This is a genomic window from Saccharothrix xinjiangensis (genome assembly GCF_039527585.1).
Taxonomy (GTDB): Bacteria; Actinomycetota; Actinomycetes; order Mycobacteriales; family Pseudonocardiaceae; genus Actinosynnema; species Actinosynnema xinjiangensis.
On sequence record NZ_BAAAKE010000030.1, the window covers coordinates 112,931 to 133,207 of the forward strand.

A 20,277-nucleotide genomic window follows, 5' to 3' on the forward strand; every position below is an offset into this window, starting at 1 on the left:
CACATCGCCAGGTTGACACTAGAAAAGTGATCAACTGGCGTTTCGCTCAGGCTTTCGGGAAGCCAGGACTATCTGATCGGGAGGGAAACAGCAGAGAGCGCCTGTCTCCCTCCCGATCAGCGGCGATTCATCGGGCAGCCACCGGTTGCGAAGTAAGGCGATCCCGCACCTGAGTGGGCAGCAGACCGCGTTCTCCGAACGTCGTAGCGATCAGGACTCGTAGCTGCTCACGATTACGGCCGGGGCTTTGAGCGATGACGGTCCGCCAGGCCGCCTGGGTGTCCTCCAACAAATCGAACAGGATATTCGGGTGCACCAGGTGCACATGGTCTTCGGCTCCCTTGGCCGCTTCGGTTTCGATACCGGGCCGAGGAGAGACGATCACAGTGACGCTGCCCAACGGTGCGGCGACGACACCGCGGTCAGCGGCAAGCAGCCGCAGTTGGTCATTGGCCTGTCGAACGTAGCGATGCGAGACCAGGCCGACCGGCTTCTGCTCGCTCTTGGCCTCCAATGCGATCCATAGATGATTCGCCCAGCTCCAGAGGGCGTCGCACCGGCCAGTGCCTTCCGGCTTGCCCGCCTCCGCGCCGAGCAGAGTGCCCAGCTGCGCGAGCGCCGCCTCATACAACGTTGCCTCGGTGTTGCCCAATCCTTCGCGCATCGCCTGCACGGCGGTGTCATGGTTGGCTTGGGTAAACCCGGCGGTAAGCCGGTGGACGACGGCCGCCACGGCGGCGGTGTCCTCCGGGCCCAGTGGTTCGGGTTCGACGTCGGGCAGCGGTGGCAGTTCGCGCAGCCACGTTCCGGGCTTGGCGATCTGCTCGGCCTGCTGGATCAGCGTGCGCGCAGCCAGTCGTGCTCCCGCGTCACCGCCAGTCACTCCAGCCTGATCGGTCCACACCGCGGCCAGGTAGGTCCACAAGGCCCGGTAGCCGTGGTTAACGTCTCCGCCTTCATGAATCTTGCGAGCCGCGTCCTGGGCTCGACGCCCGGCATCGGCCCACCGCTTGGCCCAGGCATCGCTGGTGGCCTCGATCTCGATGCCCACGGCGTCGGCGAGTGCGGCGGTGCCCGGTGGCGGCGTTTTGACCGCAGCCTGCCGGTTCTGCAACAGCAGCGGCTCGGCGCCGGTGCGCCACTGCTCCCCCTGGGCCAGGAACATGCGGACGTTGTCCAGAACCTCGGCCTGACTCGTGTCGCGGCTGTTACTGACGCCGAATTGGATCTCCGCCTGCATCTCCGGATCCAGGGCGTATAGGGTCTCCGGTCGCAGGAGATAGCCGGTCAGGTCCTCACCCAATACCACCACGACCGCCCAGTCATTGGGTCCGCGGGTACAACGGCCCGCGCCTTGCACCACGCGGGTGCGCACCCGCTCCGCCAGGGCGCTCTGCGCTCGCACCCGAACCGAGAGAAAACGTTCCTGGAGCGTGTCCCTGTTCGGCGTGCCCTCCAGGACCACGACTCGGCAGTCGTCCCCGGGCAGGTCGAGTCCATCGTAGCGACTGGCCAACCCACAGGTGCCGTTGCGCAGCTTCGCGAAGGGCTCCATCCCCTTCTCGACATCGCCGATGGTCATCACCGGCCATCCCGGCTGCGCGAGTTCGGCAGCGCGTGCTGCGGCGGTGTCGCCGTCGGGGGTCAAGACCAGGGCCTTGCCGGTCAGCGCGACGATCTCGCGGGCGAGCGCAACCGGGTCGGCGTCCTCCACCATGCTCAGGAAGACGAAGAACCGGCGACCCGACCGTGGTGTCGGCGACTTGTCCGGCAACGTGAGCCGGGTGATGGGCGAGCGCCCGAAGGCCCGTTCCAGCTCACCACCGCTGCCCAACGTCGCAGACAGGTAGAGCCTCTGATGCGCACCGACGAACAGTGAGTTGTCCGAGGTCGGCGGAATCAGCGGACGGATCAGGATGCCGCTGTAGGACACGTACACCAGGCACGACGAGAGACCACCGCGGATCATGGAGTACCGGAAAGCCTGGTCACCCTCAAGAGTGGCGAGGGCCGCGTCCAACTTGGCGACCATCCCGTCGTTGCGCAACGGCACCACCAGGCGCACCTGGTGGTGGGCTCCTGGATCGGGCGAGGCGTCTCGCAGTCGCTGCAAGATCATTCCGTCCAATGCGGGGGCCACGGCCTCCAACAGCAACGCGTATACGGCGATGTTCTCGCGCCTGCCGATACCTACGGCGTACTGCTCTCCGACATACTGCTCCCCGGCATGCGCATCGTCGAATAGCAACAAGTCAGCCGTCAGAAGCTTCGGAGAACTGTTGAACACGCTGCTGTAGGTAGTGATGGCGACAGCCTCGCCCGCCTCGTAGCGCAGTCGATCGTCCAACACCCAGTCCTTGCGGTGCGAGCCAGCGAGGACAACGGCGGGAATGCTTTCACGGATCGCGACCTGGTGAACCTGACGTGCCAATTGTCGCGTCGGACAGGCGTAGATCGCCCGCGCTCGCCGAACACGGCGGACCCATTCTGCTATCAGCAGGCCAGGAACTGTCTTCCCCGTCCCCGTAGGCAACTCCAGCGCCAGGTCAGAGGTGTCAACATGCTTCGGCCAGTATTGCCGCAGTATATCGGTTTGCTGTGACCATAGGCCAGGAACCGAGTCCGGCCTGTGCGGAAGGTCCGAGTAGAGCGCTTCCGGATTTTTCGGAGGTGCCCCGAAGGACGTCCCCCCTTTGAAGGCCATCAAACACTCCAAATCTTCAAAAATTCAGTATCTACATATTGAAATATAAAGTGTGCGGTTGCCTTCATCTCGACGGCGAACCCGCTGATCAGCGGCTTGAGATACAGGCAAGCGGACACTTTCGAAGCAATATTCCCGTAACGCCTACTGTAACCGAACTCATGACCATGCGAGTCAACCACAGTTGCGGCTGATCGACCTCCGCACACGGCAACCCATACCGCCGGAACCCGCTGCGCCATGCCGATCCTGCTGGCATGACACCGCCTAGGACAAGGGCTTTCCGCCTGTTCGGGTGGCAGTTGGCCTATGCGGACGAGATGGTCGGCAACGTCGCGCAGCTTGGTATTGGCGCTCTGGCTGGAGCGCACGAGCATGGCGAACGCCTCGTCGGCAGTGATCTTGTGGCGTTCCATCAGGATGCCCTTGGCCTGGCCGATCAGATCGCGCGTGTGCATGGCCGAGGTCAACTGCTCCTCGCGGCGCGCAGTGGCCAGAGCGACCGCGGCGTGGGTGGCGAAGAGCAGCCCGACGTGTTCGGAGTCCTGGCCGAACGCCTGAGGGTCGGGCGAGTAGAGGTTGAGAGCCCCAAGTCGTCGCTGCCGACGAACAGCTGGAACGACAGCATGCTCAGCACACCGAGTTCGCGAGCGCGGGCGGCGAAGGCGGGCCAGCGGGACTCGATGCGCAGGTCGGGCACGGTGACGGTGAGGTGCTGGCGCAGTGAGACCAGGCAGGGCCCCTGGGTGGTGTCGTACTGGACTTGGTCCACCTGGTCGACGAGGTCCGCGGTGCGCGCGACGGTGTGCACCTGGTGCTTGCCGATGACCATCATGATTCCGGCGTGGCGGGCGCCGGGAATCGCCTGTACCGCCGTGCGCACCACCTCGTCCAGGGTGTTCCGGGCGTTGTCCTGGTCTTGCAGTGATCGGGCGATCCGGCCCAGCTGGACGGCCACCTCGTTCCACAGGCCGCCACCGGTGGTCGGCAGTGCTCCGGCCGTGGTGTGCCGCCTCCGGTCCACGTCCTCCTCGGGCATTGACTGCCTCCCGTCGCACCGACCCGGCTCACCGGACGTCACGCCGTAGTCGTCCGACGAGGCTACCGAGTCCACTCAACCGGTATCACCACGCCGAAACCGCCCATGCCGTGATCACGAGCTGAGGTGGAAGCTGGCGGAGGTCGATGGACCGAGCAGGGTCGGCAGGACGGTGTCGTCAACCGGACCCATGCCTGATGAACGCCCACCACCGACGTCCATAACGTCGAGTCCCGCAACTCCAACGCGCAATACCACCAGCAGCTTTATGCACAGGTACCCACCCTGCCGCCACGATCGGGTGAGGAAAGCGACGCCTACCGGCAACACTGTGACCAGCACGGATCAACAGAGAGCTGGCATAACCCGTACAAGTTTGGTTGCCCATAGGCAGCGGAGTTGTCCACAAATGTGGAGTGGCCCGCCGAGGTGGTGAAGATCGCCCGATACAGTCAGCGGCGATTCACTGCTCTTTCCTGCCGTCCCGGCGCTGTCGACGGGTCGGGAAGGTCCGGCCCCGCCCCTGGTGGGCGAGCTGAAGGGAGAGCATGTGGTTCGACGCAGGAAGGTCGAGGGCGGGCGTCGAAGGCGTCCGCCTCGACGACGACCCACGCGGAAGTGGAGTTCCGCACGGGCCGCCGTCGTACTCGGCCTCCTGGTCCAGGTGGTCACGTTGCTAGCCGCAATCAACGACCTGTTGACCAGGTAGAACGGTCGGGGGCGTACAACGAGGTGCGTCCCCGACTCGTAGCCGACCGATCTTTGTACAAAGATCGGTCGGGTCACACCCTAACCAATGCGCCCCACCGGTTCCGACCGCCTTTACCGGCCGTTCCCGACAGGGCAAGCTGTACGCGGTCAAGACCTGCGCTGGTACCACGGACGTTCGCCCGATGGGCTCAGGCGGCCGAGCGCAGCAGCCGGGCCTCGTGGTGCAGTTGCCGCACGTCGCCGGTACCTCCGTGCTGTCGGGCCTGGTCCTCCAGCGGCTTGAGGTGGTCGAGCAGTCTGGTCGACTGCACGGCGCGCACGGCGTCGAGGGCTTGTGTTCCGAGTTCGACGCCGGTGTCGAGGTCGCCTTCGGCGAGCAGGCAGGTGGCCAGCCAGGCAAGGTTGAACGCGCGCTGACGGCCGTGCTCGGCCGAGGTGGCGGCCAGGGTGCGGGTCAGGCGGGTGATGGCCCGGGCGCGATGGCCGGGGTCGGTGAGGCCGAGGTGGCTGTGGACGCGGGCCGCGGCGGTGTCGAGAGCGATCTGGTCGAAGAAGCGGGTGAACCCGCGTTCGGCTTCGCCGGTTCCGGCGTGGGCGTATTCGTCCTCGGCGCGGCGCAGCGCGGTGAGCGCCTGGTCGACCTCGCCTTGGTGGGCGTAGGCGACGGCCTGGTTGGCCTGGAGGAACGCCACCGCCAGTGCCGAGCGGGAGTCCTTGGCGGCGATCTCGCCGAGCTGGAAGATCTTCAGTGCCTCACCGGGGTCACCGTTGTCCAGCGGCACGCGGCCCAGGTGGTGCAGGATGATCGCGGTGTGGGCGGGATCGCCGGCGTCCTGGGCGTCGCGCACGGCCTGGCCGAGGTAGCGGCGCGCCTCGCCGGCCAGGCCGAGGTCGTGGGCGCTCCACCCGGCCAGGGTCTTGATCTCGGCGACCGCGGACAGCAGTCGGACGCGCACGGTCTCGTCGCACCGGGCCTTCAACAGCGACTGGGCCCACCCGACGTGGGCGAGGATGGCGTCCCGGCAGGAACCGCCTCCGTGGGCAAGGTCGAGCGCACGCAGCTTGGCGGTGACCGTGCGCACCTGCTCCACGTCGGTGACGCCGACGTGCTCGGGCACCGGCGTCGACGCGGGTGTCACGGCCAGGAAGTCCAGCTCCGCCGGAGTGAGCGCCGAGCCCACCACCAGCTTGCTGACCAACCCCAGGAAACCACGCCGTTGCATGAAGCCGTCCTCCGCACCGTGCGAACCAGATGACAAGGCACGCGCGACCGCGTCGTCGCTGTACGCCAAACCCATGTAGCCCCGAGGGATGCCCAGGCCGTCGGCGATGCGTTCCAGCACGTTGTATGCCTGGACTTGGCGTCCGTTGGCGATCGCCGAGACCTCCGACTGCCCCTGCCCCGTACAGGCGGCGATCTGCCGCTGGGACACCCCGACCCGCCGAAGGAGCCGGTAGACCAGTCCGACGTCCCGCCGGGCCAGCGCCTGACGCATCTCCCGGCCGTGCCACACGACCGGGTCGATCGGCCGGTCGCCGCTGCTGCCGACGTTCATGGACCCTCCCGCGGCTCGTCCACCGTCACGGTAGCGGGACCGGAGCCTGCTGTACCGCCGTGATCAGCCAAGCCGATCAGCCGCGCTGATCGCCTGCCGATCAGTGATGCACGACAGCCCCGCGTCTTCCGCAGGGCCGCAGAAGTGCGGCACCGTCGAGGACGTACCGCTTGACCTGCTCTGATCCTTCACCCGGAGGTGGGATGCCGTGGTCACCGCGACACTGGACCCGAACGACGCGCTGCTGCTGCCCACCGGGCGCGACATCCTGCGGGCCTTCGCCGCCGAACACCCGATCGAGGACCACTCCATGCTGGTGGTGGTCACGGTACTGGCCCGCCGCCACCAGGAGCGAGCCGAAGCGCTCCAGGCCGCCCGGGAGGCCCAAGCCAACGACGCCGTGCTCGCGGCCTGCACCCGGATCCTCATCGACTGCGCGCAAGCCCGCGCGACGCTGATCGAGCAGATCGACCGGTGGGCCGCCGAGACGGTGCCCGAACCACCAACGGCGGCCCTGCTACACACCGAAACCCTGGGCCGCCTCGTGGACCACATGGCCATGACCTGGACGCACTGGCAACAGATGCAACAGCATGTGCCCGCTTCGCGTCGGGCGCCGGTCAGGCACCGCGCGCAGAATGCGATGGACGAGGTCGCGACCCTGGCCAACGCCTACGACGACCTGCTGGTTGACCTGCGCAGCGGACGGCGACGACTGCCCACCACCGCGCCGGGCATCGTGGACCTGTAGCCGTCGTGGCCGAGCAGTGGCGTGCCGTCGTGGCACTGACCGTGACAGCGGACAGCCCGCTGGGCCGGACCGTCGAGGCCGTCGACGCCGTCACCGCCCATCTGCCTCCGCCCGAGACCCACGCGCGCTGCGCGGTGTGCCGCACCCGGCCCTGGCCCTGCGGCCCGTTCGACACCGCGGCCCGCGGACTCGCCGCACTCGGCGTCCCCGTCGGTTACCTCGTACCGCTGGACCTGCACCCGGTCCTGTGGCCGCCCGCCCCAGCGACCTCCGATCAGCAGACCCTGGACATGCCGGGAGCAACCGATGGATGAAGTGCTGGCCGCCAGTCTGCACAGTGGCATCACCGATCACCTGGACTACCTCGAACGCCTGCTCGCTCTCGGCGACGACGACACCCGAACGTCGATCCTGGCCGGTGAACTGCCGAAGCTGACGGCCACCGTGCGTGATCTGATCGAGCAACATCGGCCCGACTCGAAGGGCCGCTGCCCCTGCTGTCCCCGGTGGCGACGCGGTCGCACCCCGAGCTGCCGGGTCTGGGCCACCGCCCACCGACAGCTGATCGCCCTCGAGCCCGCCGCGCCCCGACCGGCGCGGCCCGACACGCCACTCCCGTCAACCACACCGCAGGCGTCCCGTCGGCGGGCTGCTAGAGGTGGGGGAACGTTCCGCGGCGTTCCCCCACCTCTCGGACCACGGCACACATCGATCGCGGAAGACGCAAGTCCCAGCAGGGGGTTCGCGAAAGAAAGTCAGTTACCGGGAGCGCCACCGCAAGATTGCGGACAGTGATCACGGCGATACGGTCGACAGAACCTGTCCACCAGTATCGAGGAGCAAAGCTCACGTTCCGTTGGCGCAAATTATGGAACCATTGCGCACCGTAACCGTCGAGCCATGCGCAGGCAGTCACCGACTGTTGCACAGAGCTATTACGCCGATACCCTAAGCAAACAGCGATTGGGCCGCTGAGGTCAGCGGCCGACCACCATGAAGTACGACAGCTGAGGACATTTCGTGACTGGAACGACGCCGGGCGAACGAGCCACCGAGTTGCGCAACCGGACCGTCGACGTGCTCAAGGAGGCGGGCACGGTCGTCTCTGTTCGCGTCGAGGAGGTGATGCGGGCGGTTCCCCGCGAAACCTTCGCCCCGGAGGCCGATCTCGACGCGGTCTACGAGCCGTGGAACGGGCTGGTGACGAAGAGGGACGAGAACGGGCGGCCGGTGAGTTCGCTGTCCGCGCCGGATGCGCAGGCACACATGCTGGAGCAAGCCCGGATCGAGCCGGGGATGAACGTGCTGGAGATCGGCTCCGGTGGGATGAACGCCGCCTACCTTGCCGAGATGGTCGGGCCCACGGGCCGGGTGACGACCGTCGACATCGACGAGTTCGTGACCCAGCGGACCTCGCAGTTCCTGAAGCAGGCCGGATACCCACAAGTCAACGTGGTGCTGGCCGACGCCGAGTACGGCGTGCCGGAGCACGCGCCCTACGACCGGATCCTGGTCACCGTCGGTGCGTGGGACGTGCCGCCGGCTTGGATCGACCAACTCGTCGACGGCGGCTTGCTCGTGGTGCCGCTCAAGGTCATGGGGTTGATGCGCACCGTGGCCCTGGTGCGCGAGGGTGATCGGCTGGTCAGCGAGTCGGCCCGGCTGTTCGGGTTCGTACCGATGCAGGGTGCCGGTGCCCACGACAGCGCCGAGTTGGTGCTGCGCGAGGGTGTCCGGCTGGTCTTCGACGAACAGGCCCCGGACGAGGTGTCGCGACTGGACGGCGTGCTGGAGTTCGAACCGGTGGTGGTGGACAGCGGGGCCGGGCTTCGCATAGGAGAACCGTGGGCGACCATGCAGATGTGGCTGGCCACCACGGTTCCCGGGTTCTGCCGCATCATGGTCGATCGCACCGCGAACGAGGCCTCGCCCCGGCCGCTGGCCGGTATCCACACCGGCATGGCGGCCGTCGACGGCGCCAACCTGGCCTACGTCGCCTCCCGCAAGCTCGGCGGGAAAGACCTCACGCTGGAGGTCCACGCCTACGGCCCGTCCCCCGCGGCCCTGGCCGAGGTCGTGGCCGAGACGCTGCGGATCTGGGACCGCGATCACCGCGGCGGCCCGGGACCGCAGTACCTCGTCTACCCGACGACCACCCCCGTCGAGCAGTTGCCGGCGGCGGACTTCGCGCTCGGCAAGCGCCACAGCAGGGTCCTAATCTCCTGGCCCCGGCCCGCGAACGCCGTTCGCCACGACGTCCTGCACCACCCCAACCACCAGTAGAGGAGACCCGTGACCGTAGTAGCGATCGAGCCGTCCGGCGGTGCGACAGCGCTGCTGGAGGCACCCGCCGAGGACGAGTTCGACCTGGACATCCGCCCGGTGCTCACGCACCAGGCGATGCCGCACAGCAACAACTGTCCCACCGACGACGGATGCGGCAACACCTGCTCCAACGGGGCGAGCGCGTGCACCTCGGAGGACAACAACCAGTTCTGATCGGCACTGCCGTCCGGCCGTCGTGGTGTCCCTCGGCGGCCGGAACAGTGCGGTCGACATCGGATCGAGGCGGACGGAGAGATCGTGGGGTCGGCAGCAGGGTGGCAGTGGGGCGATGTAGGGCTGCTGCGGGTCAGTACCGACCCTGGTGGCCTGGACCTGCCGCATGACCTCGACCTCTCCGACGCGTCGTCGGCTGCGACGTGGATGGCGCGGTTGTGGAACCGCGAGGACATCCGCGTGGCACTGTCCGCGGTCAGCCCGGCGCTGTGCCGCCAGATCGACGCCCTCGTCGCCAACCCCTGCCGCGATGCGTCCCAGGTCCGCCGCGCCGCCACCGCGCTGGCTGCCTACCTGCTGCGCTGGCAGCGACGCCCGACGCCGCTGGGGCCGCTGGCCGGCATCGGACCCGTGCGGATCGGTGGCCAGACCAAGGTTCGGACCGGGATTGGGCACCGCCTGTCTGTCCGGGCGGATACCGGCTGGCTGGCCGAGGTGACGGCGAGGCTGCACCGCTGCCGGGACCTGCTGGAGCGGCTGCCGGTGGTGGCGAACAACGCGATCCACGTGCGGGGCGGGCGAGTGGTCGCGCCCGGCCTGCCCTCGGATGCCGCCCCGAGCGCCGAAGCACCCACGGAGGTCTCGGTGCGCGCCACGCGTCCCGCCGTCGCGGCGCTGGAAGCCGCCTCCGCGCCGATCACAGTCGGCGACCTGCGTCGGACGCTGGCGGACAGGTTCCCGACGGCCGCCTCCACTCAGATCGACACCGTACTGTACGGCCTGGTCGACCAGCAGTTTCTGATCACCGCGTTGCGCATCCCGATGACCGAACTCGACGTGCTCGACGCGGTGTGTGCCGTGCTGCGCGCCGCCGGCGCCGAGGACATACCGGAAATCGCGGAGCTGGTCGCCGAGCTGTACGGGATCCGCGACACCCTGACCGGCGGTATGTTCGCCGCCGTGCCGCAGGGGGTGGCCGACCGGATGACGGCGATCGCCCCGGCGCAGCGCACGCCCCTGCTGGTCGACACGATAGCCGACTGCGAAGCCGTGCTGCCCGAGGCGGTGGCACGCGAGGCCCGCGACGCGGTGGCCGTGCTGTACCGACTCTCGCCCCACCTGGGTGGATCTCCGCCGTGGCGCGAGTATCAGACCGTGTTCCGGGCCAGGTATGGCACCGGCGCGCTGGTCCCGGTTCTGGATCTGGTCTCCGACAGCGGGCTGGGGCTGCCGGCGGGCTACCTCGGCTCCGAGCGCGAGCTCGGGCCCCGGCAGCTCTCCGAGCGCGACGACACGCTGCTGGCCCTGGTCCAGCAGGCGACCATGACCGGCGGCGAAATCCTCCTCACCGAGGACCTCGTCGCAGACCTGGCCAGCGCGCCCCTGGATCCGCGGCGGTTACCGAGCCGCACGGAAGTCGCCTTCACCCTCCGCGCCGACAGTCCGCAGGACATCTCGGCCGGGAGGTTCATGCTGGAGCTGACCGGCACCCCGCGTCCGGCCGGCAGCATGGCCGGGCGCCATGCCCACCTGCTCGCCGAGGCCGACCTGGCCGAGATCCGCCGAACCTTCCAGGACCCCGGACCGGACACCGTCACCGCGCAACTGTCCTTCGCCCCGCGCTGGCGGCGCAGCGAGAACGTCGCCCGCACCAGCATGCTCGCCCCCGCGGTGCTCCCGATCGCCGAGCACCGGGCACCCGGTCCGGGCGTGATCGACCTGGCCGATCTCGCGGTGACCGCCGAGGGCGCGGACCTGCACCTGGTCCAGATCTCCACCGGCAAGCGGATCATCCCCTACGTCGCGAGCGCGCTGGAGGCCGCCAACCACACCGATCCGCTGGCCAGGTTCCTGTCCGAAGTCGCCACCGCGTGCTTCCCGACCTACAGCGCCTTCGCCTTCGGCGCGGCCGCCACGCTGCCCTACCTGCCGCGCGTCCGCTACCGCCGCACCATCCTGTCCCCGGCCCGCTGGCGGATCAAAGCCGACCAGCTACCTCTCCGCGGTGCCGACGAGCACCTGTGGGACGCCGAACTGTCGGCCTGGCGGGCGCGTTGGCGGGTCCCCGACCACGTCGCCCTGGTCGACCACGACCGCGTTCAGCCGATCGACCTGCGCCACCGTGCGCACCGGATGCTGTTGCGCGCACGACTGGACCGCGGCGGCCACCTGGAGTTACGCGAGTGCACAGCCCCGGGCGAGCAGGCCTGGATCGGCCGCGCGCACGAAGTCCTGCTGATCCTGTCCCGCACCCAGTCCCCCGCCCCGACGACGGCGCGCATCACGACACCGCCGGCCGTCGTCGATGCCGCCGACCTGCATCTCCCAGCGGCATCACCCATCCTCGCGCTGCGCCTACACGCCCACCCCGAGCGCTTCGACGACATCGTCACCGACCACCTGTCGGCCCTGCTCGACTCCTTCGGCCCGAACCCACCAGCCTGGTGGTTCCACCGCCACCGCGATCTGAGCGACCATCGCGCCGGCCGACACCTCGCGATCTTCCTGCACATCCACGACCCGCAGCGGTTCGCCGACGCCGCCGGGAACACCGCGGCCTGGGCCAGGCGGCTGCACCGCGACCACCTGGCCTCCGGCCTCACGATCGCCGACTGGCAGCCGCCGACCGGACGCTACGGCCACGGCGCCGCCCTGGACGCCGCCCTGGTCTGGTTCGCCGCCGACTCCGCCGCCACCGTCGCCCAGATCCGCGCCGCCCGAGTCGCCGGACTGCACCCTCAGGCCATCACCGCGGCCAGCTTCCTCGACCTCGCCACAGCCCTGGCTGGCGACCCGGCGCGCGGACGGACGTGGCTGCTGCACGAGATCGACCGGACCCGCGGCCGGCTGGACCCCGAACTGCGCGACCAGACCCTCGCCCTGGCCGACCGCCTCGGCCCGCTGGCCGACACCCCGGCCGGCCAAGCGGTGACCCACGCCTGGAGCCTGCGGGCACAGGCGATGGCTGGCTACGCCGCGGCGCTGTCGCGGCAACGAGACCCGATCAGCGTGCTGGGGCCGCTGCTGCACCTTCACCACCTGCGTGCCGTCGGCGCCCACCTCGAGTCCGAAGCCGTCACCGGCCGGCTGGCCCGAGCTCTCGCCCTGCACGGGCACGCCCGCAGCGGAGTGACCCCATGACGATCACCGCGAGCCTTGCCCACGTCGCCGACCAGCACGCCCGGCTCCTACGCACCCCGCCACCGAGAACACCGGGAGACCATTGGGCCGCGCAGAACCTCGCCACCGGCAGCGCCGGCATCGCCCTGGCCCACATCGAACGGGCCAGGTCCGGACTCGACACGTGGCAGACCGCACACGCGCACATCCGCGACGCCGCCGCAGCGCCCCTGAGCGACCATGACTCCGCCGCCCTGTTCCTCGGCGCACCGGCCCTGGCCTTCGTCCTGGACGCCGCCGCCGGCACCAGCGACCGCTACCGCACCGGCCTGGCCGACCTCGATGCCCCGGTCGCCCGGCTGGCCCACCGCCGCGCCCGCACCGCCCTGGCCCGCATCGACGCCGCGCAACCGGCCACCTTCGGCGAGTACGACGTCTTCTCCGGCCTGTCCGGACTCGGCGCGCTGCTGCTGCGACGCGCCCCCGACGGCAGCGCCCTGGAACACATCCTCACCTACCTGGTCGCACTCACCCAACCGCTCACCGTTGACAACGAGGTTCTGCCCGGCTGGTGGGTAGGCCACGATCCGCACCGCCGGACACCGCCGGGACACCGCGGCCACTCCAACCTCGGCGCCGCACACGGCATCACCGGCCCTCTGGCGCTGCTCGCCCACGCCGCCCGTCGCGGCATCACCGTCGAGGGACACCACCAGGCGATCGCCGACATCTGCCACTGGCTGCAGACCTGGCGGCGCGACGGCGACGCCGGGCCTTGGTGGCCCGAACACCTCGACATCACCGAACTGCACACCGGGCGCACCCGACAGACCGGGCCGGGCAGGCCCAGCTGGTGCTACGGCACCCCCGGCATCGCCCGCGCCGGACAACTGGCCGCCCTCGCCTTGAACGACCACGCCCTCCAGGACCACTACGAGCGCGCGATGCTGGCCTGCCTCGGCGACGACACCCAACTCGCGCGGCTCACCGACGCCGGACTCTGCCACGGCCTCGCCGGCACCTTCCACACCCTCTGGCGCACCGTCGCCGACGCCACCACCCCCGCCCTGCGCGAACAGCTACCGCGCCTGGCCGACGCGTTGCTCGCCGCAGCCGCACGACCGCACGAGCACGGACCCGGCCTGCTCAACGGCACCGCCGGCACCGCCCTGGCCCTGCACACCGCCGCCACCGACACCGCCCCGAGCTCCGGATGGGACGCATGCCTGCTGATCGCCTGACCCGAGCATCCTCCCCGGCCGAGGCCGCCATCTGGCGCGTCCTGGCCGGAGACGACCTCGACACCACCGCCACGACATCCGGCCTCGACCCCGACGAACTCGCCGCCGCCGCCACGATCTACCGCCAGGCCGGCCGCGACACCCTCTCCGCCAGCCAGGTCGACTCCTGGCAACAGGTCTACCTCCGCTTCGGCGACTGGGCCCGCGCCGAGCACAGTGCGGCGGCACACCTGCTGCCAGTGCTGACCCGTGCCGAACGCAGTGGCGCGATCACCGGCTGGTGGTTCATGCGCAAACACCCCTGCTGGCGACTACGGATGCTTCCCGGTCACCGGCACGCGATGGCCGAACTCGCGACCATGCTCGACGACCTCGCCGCCGCCGGCCACCTCGACGCCTGGTGGCCCGGCCTGTACGAAGCCGAGACCGCCGCCTTCGGCGGCCCGGACGCCCTCGACGCCGGACACCGTCTGTTCGCCGCCGACAGCCGCGGCGTCCTCGAACTCGCCGCAGCCGGCGGAACCGGGATGGGACGCAGGGAACTGTCGATCCTGCTGTGCGGAACACTGATGCGCGACGGCGCCGCACTGGAATGGTACGAACGCGGCGACGTCTGGGACCGCGTCAGCACCGAACGCCCCCTGCCCTCCGACATCGACAACGACAGAATCGCCGCGATGGCCGGGACACTGAAAACCCTCGCCCTCGCCGACACCGCCCCCGACGGACCACTGTTCACCGCAAACGGACCACTGGCCGCGCAATCCGACTGGGCAACGGTGTTCCGCGACACCGGCCGCGTCCTGGTCGAGGCCAACCGCACCGGACACCTCACCCGCGGACTGCGCGACGTCCTCAGCTACCACGTGATCTTCCACTGGAATCGCCTCGGACTCACCGCCCGCACCCAGGCGATCCTCGCCCACGCCGCCCGCCACGCCATCCTCGGCCCCACCGGAAACACCACCGCGCCACCACTCCCAAGCCCAACACCGACCTCGGCCACCCCTGCCGACCTGGATCAGGCCGTCATCCGCTTTCCGCTGATCCAGCAAGGCCGTCAGTTCTGCGGCGACCTGCACGCACGCGTCGGACTCGTGGAGGAACACGCGGCCAACAGCGCCCGCTACGACGACCCCGACCAGCGCATCAACGCCGCCGCCGCGGCCTGGAACCTTGCCGCCCTCATCGCCGCCGACTGTGACATGCCCGACCTGGCCGAACAACTCTGCCTCGTACAATTCGAGATCTTCCACCAGTCCTGGCCGTTGTCCGGCCGCTCCGCCATCGCCAGCCAGCAACCGCTGGTCAACCTCGCACGACTGGCCCAGCGCACCGGCGACCCCGCAGGCTGCTACGGCACCCTCGTCCGGATCGACCACGCCGTCCGCTGCGGCGGCACCGTCGACATCGCCGGCCAGACGATCCCGTTCACCGCCTTCATCGCCCCCGGCGGCGACCGCAGCCCCGTCGAGGCATGGCTACGCCGGACACTGCGCGAGGACGCAACCCGCGCGCTCGCAGCCGCAGGCGACTGGGAGAAGGCAGCCGACCACGCCTCCGGCTACGACGACACGCCGGAGCTGCTGCACGAAGCACGCCAGACTCGCATCATCGCTCTCGCCCGCGCAGGACACCGCGATGATGCGCTCCGCCTCATCGACACCGCCACGACCACCCACCCGTGGCACCACGCCGTCGCCTCCTGCCTTCGCGCGTACGCCGACATCACCACCGGACACCATGACCCGACCAGGATCAACACGCTGATCACCAACATCCAAGCGGCACGCACGGCAGCGGCCGACCCGGTCATGACCCTGTTCCGCATCCGGCTCGGCCTCGCAACCGCACACCTCGCCGCGACAACCCACCAGCGAGAGGCCGGCCTCCTACGCGCCGAAGCCGCAGAAGACGCTCACCGCTCCGGCAACGCCTACGCCGCCCGCGAAGTGCTCGACGACCACGCCGACAGGCCATCCTCGCCATTACAGAAGTTAAATGAGCGATGGCGGTGGGCGTGATCATGGTGTCGTCGCGAGGGTCAGTCCGGTCTGGGCCAGGCAGCCGTCGAGCACGTCGGGCCGGTACTGGATCTTCTTGAGTTTGCGTTTCACCACGCGGACCAGGTGGCCGAGATCGGCCGCGGCGAACTCGGTCAGCGACCGCTTGAGCAGCGACCACACTCCTTCGGTCGGGTTCAGGTCCGGTGCGTAGGAGGGCAGGTGCACCACGTGCAGCCAGTCCCGGTTCGCGTCGATGAACTCGACCATCTCGTGTGTCCTGTGGACATTCAAGTTGTCCCAGATCCACACCATCGGGCGTGCAGTCGGTTGTGGGTGGCCACGATCAGATCGCGGTACTCGGCCCAGGTGAAGCCGCGCCGTTCGCCCTTGCGGCCGTGCCACAGCCGCAGCCGGTAGAGCAGGCGCGGCCGCTCGCCGGGCATGAAGCACAGCACCCCCGCGATCGACACCCACCCCTTACGACCACCGCGCACCCGGAACACCGGGGTCCGCTCACGCGGCGCCCAACTACGCCCCTTCGGCGGCCTCAGCCCCTGACCCGCCTCGTCCTCGAAGCAGATGAAGGCGCCCAGGTCCGCGGCGACTCTTTTACCCAGGGCCAGACCTCCTCATGCCACACCCCGACCGCCCCGTCGTCACGCTCCAGCGCCCGATGGGCCGGCACCTGCAGCGACCAGCCATGTCGCCGCAGCAGCAACCGCACACCCTGCACCGTGTAACCGACCCGGAACAACCGGCCGATCATCGTCTTGACCCGGCCCAGGGTCCACCCCCGACCCTCGTCCCAGCCGTGCGCCAACGGACCCTTGGCCAGCTCGCGCACCAGCCGCTCCCACTGCGCCGGGGAGAGCCGCTCCACCGACATCGGGCCCGCCGAGCGCAGCGCGTCCATCCCGCCCTCGCGCCAGCTGCGGCGCCACTTCTCCACCTGCCGCACACCCACCCGCAACACCGCCGCGACCACCGCGGTCTTCTCACCCCGGGCGAACCGCTCACCAGCCTGCAGTCGGATGCGCTCCCGCGCCCGCTGCTCGCGGGGCGTCAAACCACCACCCTGCGCATACCTCATCCACACGGCATACCGCGACGATCAAGGAACGTCACGGGGCCAGTTCCACCCCGCCAACGCGAATTCAACCTCTGTACGACATGTGATGGCATTGAAGAATATCGCCGCATCAGCCGGACTGCGGCAAAAAATGATTCCAGAACAACTCCGAGATCGGCTGCGTACCGCCACCCAACAAGCCGCCGACGTCCTGAACCACACCCTCAAGCGAGTCCGCAACCCCGACGGCCACACCGAGCACGGCCAACATGAACTGCCACTGCGCACCACCCTCATACACGTCGCCGGACCGAAATGACACCACCGAAACCGCACCGGCCTGCAACGTCCAAAAATTTTAGCGACCATCATCCGCCGATCGAACAACCGGCCATGCGTGCACGGCTTCACTTTTCATCAGAAGCGAACTGCCGACAGGCGGATCGGACATAATGATGCAAAAATGCGCCCCATCGGACAATGGCATAATATTTGTTCGCGGCAATGAAACACACAAGAGGGCGACATGAAGCAGCGAGACCCGACACCGAGAATCGTCTTACACATTGCAGCCGATGCCGCCACGGTTGTCGTGACCATTATTTCGACGGTCGCCATGTCAGGGTGAGCCTGAAACGAAACGCCGAGGGCCGCTGGCTGGTCGCTGCGATTCGTGCCGCGCAGTCCCGCGATGGGATCCCTTCGTACGAGTGCGAAACGCCGTCCGGCCGCTTCGACGGGTGAGCTGGATGGTCACCATGGTGAGCACATTCCTTGCGGTGACACGAACGAGTGCGCCCCGCCGTCCGAAGCGGGCGGCGGGGCGCTCGCGCTGCTCAGCTTCGCCACTCGCTGGGACGGCTGGTCCTGCGGGTCCACTCGCTGGGGCGGCCGGTGCGAGGGGACTTGAGGTTGTCGATCATGGCGATCTCCCTGGTGGGTGACGAGTAAGCCCTGGTCATGTCCCCCGACCAGCCCTCTGACAGTGAGTGATTTGCCAGTTACAGTCGAGTGCCCTGTGGATGGATCGGGGGTAGAGCGTGAGTCGGCTGGACCCACGCCGTTGGGCTCTATGGTCGCTGCCCGGCGGCGTGCTCGCGTACGTGGTCGCCGTTCAGGTGCTCGCGTACGCCGTCCTGCTCGCCACCGCTGTGACTACCCCGGTTCCGACGTGGCCGTGGACGTGGCTGGGCGTGCTGGTGGTGGCCTCGGTCGTCCACCTGGAAGCCGCGCAGGGCATCGAGCGGGTCCGCGAACTCGCCGCGGAGGGCACGCCGTACACCCATCTGCAAAGCGTTATCCGGACTACCAGGATGTGCGGTGCCTGACAGCCGCGATGGCGGTTGCCGACCGTATGTGCTCGCGACGACCCGCAGGGGAATACAGGATTCCGACGTGAGGATGGTCTGCTGGCCGGAGGTCAGGGTTGGGATGGTGGGTTGGGGTCGAGGGTGGTAAGGAGTTGGGCGGTGTAGGTTGCTTCGGGTGCGTGGCTGGCTTGGTGGATGGCGAGTGCCTGGCGGAGTAGGGCGATGGCTTGGGGGGTATTGCCGGTGTGGTGGAGGAATTGGGCTTGGCCGACGAGGGCATTGGCTTCATGGAGTTTGCTGTTGCAGGTGCGGGCGAGGGTGAGGGCGGTGGTGTAGTGGGTGTGGGCGTGGCCGGTGTGGGGGTGGCCGAGGGCGAGGTCCCCGAGTGCATTGTGCGTTTCGGCTTGGCCGTCGGGATCATCGGCGCGGGTGAACATATCCAAGGCAAGAGTGAGGCGTGAGCGTGCATCGTCGGGTTCGTTCCGTCGGCGGTGGACGATGCCGATACCGAGGTGGGCGTTGGCCTGCCCGCGCGGGTTGCCGGAGCGTGCGTACAGTTCCAGTGCGCGGGACTGGACCTCGATCGCCGCGTCGAAGTCCCCACGTTGTCGGTGGATAATTCCGAGTTCCGTCAGCGCGTCACCTTCACCCAATGGGTCGCCTACGCGGGCATACAGCTTCAGTCCGCGAGTCAGGGCGTCGATCGCCCCATCGTGATCTCCACTTTGCCGGTACACCTTTCCAAGGTCGGTGAGCGCGTCACCCTGGCTCAGCGGGCTGCCAGCAATGGCATGCAGTTCCAACGCACGCGACAAGGCGGCCGTGGCCGCATCGAGATCACCATTCAGCCGGTGCACGGCAGCGAGTCCGTACAGTGCATCGCCTTGGCCGAGCGGGACGCCCGCATGGATGTACAACTCCAGCGCTCGGGACAGGACATCAAGCGCCGCAGTGAGGTCACCGCGCCTCAGATACACGGATCCTTGTTGAGTGAGCGCATCGCCTTGGCCTACCAAGCTGCCAGAGAGTGCATACAGTTCCAGTGCGCGGGACTGGACCTCGACCGCCGCGTCGAAGTCCCCATGTTGTCGGTGGACGATTCCGAGTTCCGTCAGCGCGTCACCCTCGCCCAATGGGTCGCTGATGCGAGCATACAACTTCAGCGCGCCCGAGAAAGCACGGACCGCTCCATCAGGGTCGCCACGTCGCCTACACACGACGCCGATGTCGGTGAGCGCAGTGGCCTGGGCATGGAGGTCATTCATCCTGACGGCAGTGGTGTGGGCAGCGTCGTGGAGCGTCTGCGCATGGTGCCAATAACCGGCAGCACGGAAGTACCTGTGGAGGGTGGTCGACAGGTGCAGGGTGTGAGCGGGATGTGTCGTGTTGGTGTGGTCGACGGCGGTGAGGAGAGTAGGCAGTTCAGTGGTCAGCCAAGCCAGTGCCTGGTTGGTGTTCGTGATCGGTCGAGGATGTACGGGCCAGGTTGGAGTGGTGGGTGTGCGGCGGGCGGGAAGATGCTGAGTAGAGGTGTGGGCGGTATGGAGGTAGTAGTCAAGGACCCTGCTGGTAGCCCGCAGGTGCTGGTCAGGGCCGAGCCCGGCGGCAAGGTTGTGGACGTAGGAGCGCACGAGATCATGGAGCCGGTACCGACCTGAGCTGGTCTCCTGGATGAGATGACGGGTGTAGAGGGCGTCGAGGGCCCGACGGGCTTGAGTGGGGCTGGTGTTGGCCAAGGCTGCTGCGGCGTACTCGTCGATCTCGGGCCCGTGGTGGACGCCCAGAAGCGTGAACAGGAGTCGCTGGTCGACGGGCAGATCCTTCAGGGAGGTGTCGAACGCAGCCCGGACGGAGCGGTCACCGGATTTAAGTTCGTCGAGCCGGTTGTGAGCATGGGTAAGTTGATCGACTAGGTAATGGACCGACCAGGTCGGGTGGATGCGGAGTTGGGAGGCAGTGATCGCTATTGCCAGCGGTAGCCGCCCGCACAGCTGCACGATCCGTGCCACTTGTTCACCGTCTTCTGAGGTCGGAGTGCGGTGGGCTAGGCGAAGCAGCATGGCGACGGCATCGTCGAGGGAGAGCCCTCTTGGTCAGACTGCTGTGAGACACCTCGTGTGAGTGGGGGTCCTGACCAAGGGCGGGATCGGAGATCCTTGTGCGCGTGTCCACGTCATCCGAGAAGCAGCCGCGTTCGTCCGGTGCAGAGCGGTCCGATCCGGCGCCGCGCCCGTCGCGGCGAGCGTTCACCGCCGAGTACAAGCTCGCCAT

The 20,277-nt window shown here is 68.4% G+C and carries 14 protein-coding genes and 1 pseudogene; 8 read left to right on the top strand and 7 right to left on the bottom strand.

Annotated features, from left to right (window positions below):
- Positions 1-127: 127 nt before the first annotated feature.
- The 4 genes from ABD223_RS37220 to ABD223_RS37235 form a co-directional block, all read right to left on the bottom strand.
- On the bottom strand, positions 128-2,704 hold the full coding sequence (locus ABD223_RS37220) for a DEAD/DEAH box helicase (RefSeq protein WP_344041832.1): 2,577 nt from the start codon (positions 2,702-2,704) through the stop codon (positions 128-130).
- Positions 2,704-3,174 carry an ANTAR domain-containing protein gene (locus ABD223_RS37225; RefSeq protein ID WP_344041834.1) on the bottom strand — a complete coding sequence of 157 codons (471 nt, stop codon included), beginning with the start codon at positions 3,172-3,174 and terminating at the stop codon, positions 2,704-2,706. Before ABD223_RS37225 ends, ABD223_RS37220 begins: the two co-directional genes overlap by 1 nt.
- Positions 3,171-3,743, bottom strand: coding sequence for a hypothetical protein (locus ABD223_RS37230; protein ID WP_344041836.1), 573 nt, complete (start codon positions 3,741-3,743; stop codon positions 3,171-3,173). Before ABD223_RS37230 ends, ABD223_RS37225 begins: the two co-directional genes overlap by 4 nt.
- 899 nt (positions 3,744-4,642) lie before the next feature.
- A complete protein-coding gene (locus ABD223_RS37235) occupies positions 4,643-6,010 on the bottom strand; it encodes a helix-turn-helix domain-containing protein (RefSeq protein WP_344041838.1) in 1,368 nt (455 codons plus the stop codon).
- A gap of 208 nt (positions 6,011-6,218) precedes the next feature.
- On the opposite strand from ABD223_RS37235, the gene ABD223_RS37240 reads away from it, so the two are divergent.
- The 7 genes from ABD223_RS37240 (at position 6,219) to ABD223_RS37270 (ending at position 15,645) form a co-directional block, all read left to right on the top strand.
- The gene (locus tag ABD223_RS37240) at positions 6,219-6,761 is read left to right on the top strand and encodes a DUF4254 domain-containing protein (RefSeq protein WP_344041840.1); all 543 of its coding nucleotides are present in this window, start codon (positions 6,219-6,221) and stop codon (positions 6,759-6,761) included.
- 5 nt (positions 6,762-6,766) lie between these two features.
- Positions 6,767-7,075 (top strand): hypothetical protein, encoded by a 309-nt coding sequence (locus ABD223_RS37245; protein WP_344041842.1) that lies wholly within the window; start codon positions 6,767-6,769, stop codon positions 7,073-7,075.
- 706 nt (positions 7,076-7,781) lie between these two features.
- Positions 7,782-9,044, top strand: coding sequence for a methyltransferase, FxLD system (fxlM, locus tag ABD223_RS37250; protein WP_344041844.1), 1,263 nt, complete (start codon positions 7,782-7,784; stop codon positions 9,042-9,044).
- A gap of 9 nt (positions 9,045-9,053) precedes the next feature.
- The gene (locus ABD223_RS37255; RefSeq protein WP_344041846.1) at positions 9,054-9,260 is read left to right on the top strand and encodes an FxLD family lanthipeptide; all 207 of its coding nucleotides are present in this window, start codon (positions 9,054-9,056) and stop codon (positions 9,258-9,260) included.
- Positions 9,261-9,344: 84 nt separating this feature from the next.
- Entirely contained in the window at positions 9,345-12,401 is a 3,057-nt protein-coding gene (locus ABD223_RS37260; protein ID WP_344041848.1) for a lantibiotic dehydratase, read from the top strand.
- Positions 12,398-13,621 carry a lanthionine synthetase C family protein gene (locus ABD223_RS37265; protein WP_344041850.1) on the top strand — a complete coding sequence of 408 codons (1,224 nt, stop codon included), beginning with the start codon at positions 12,398-12,400 and terminating at the stop codon, positions 13,619-13,621. The genes ABD223_RS37260 and ABD223_RS37265 overlap by 4 nt, the downstream gene beginning before the upstream one ends.
- Positions 13,603-15,645 (top strand): thiopeptide-type bacteriocin biosynthesis protein, encoded by a 2,043-nt coding sequence (locus tag ABD223_RS37270; protein WP_344041852.1) that lies wholly within the window; start codon positions 13,603-13,605, stop codon positions 15,643-15,645. The genes ABD223_RS37265 and ABD223_RS37270 overlap by 19 nt, the downstream gene beginning before the upstream one ends.
- Here the strand turns inward: ABD223_RS37270 and ABD223_RS43745 are convergent.
- Positions 15,646-16,717: pseudogene (locus ABD223_RS43745) on the bottom strand (IS630 family transposase).
- Between the two features lie 109 nt (positions 16,718-16,826).
- Entirely contained in the window at positions 16,827-17,042 is a 216-nt protein-coding gene (locus ABD223_RS37290; protein WP_344041860.1) for a hypothetical protein, read from the bottom strand.
- Positions 17,043-17,787: 745 nt separating this feature from the next.
- Here ABD223_RS37290 and ABD223_RS37295 point away from each other — a divergent pair.
- Entirely contained in the window at positions 17,788-18,024 is a 237-nt protein-coding gene (locus ABD223_RS37295; RefSeq protein WP_344041862.1) for a hypothetical protein, read from the top strand.
- 92 nt (positions 18,025-18,116) lie between these two features.
- Here the strand turns inward: ABD223_RS37295 and ABD223_RS37300 are convergent, their stop codons facing one another.
- Positions 18,117-20,015, bottom strand: coding sequence for a tetratricopeptide repeat protein (locus tag ABD223_RS37300; protein ID WP_344041864.1), 1,899 nt, complete (start codon positions 20,013-20,015; stop codon positions 18,117-18,119).
- Between the last annotated feature and the right edge of the window lie 262 nt (positions 20,016-20,277).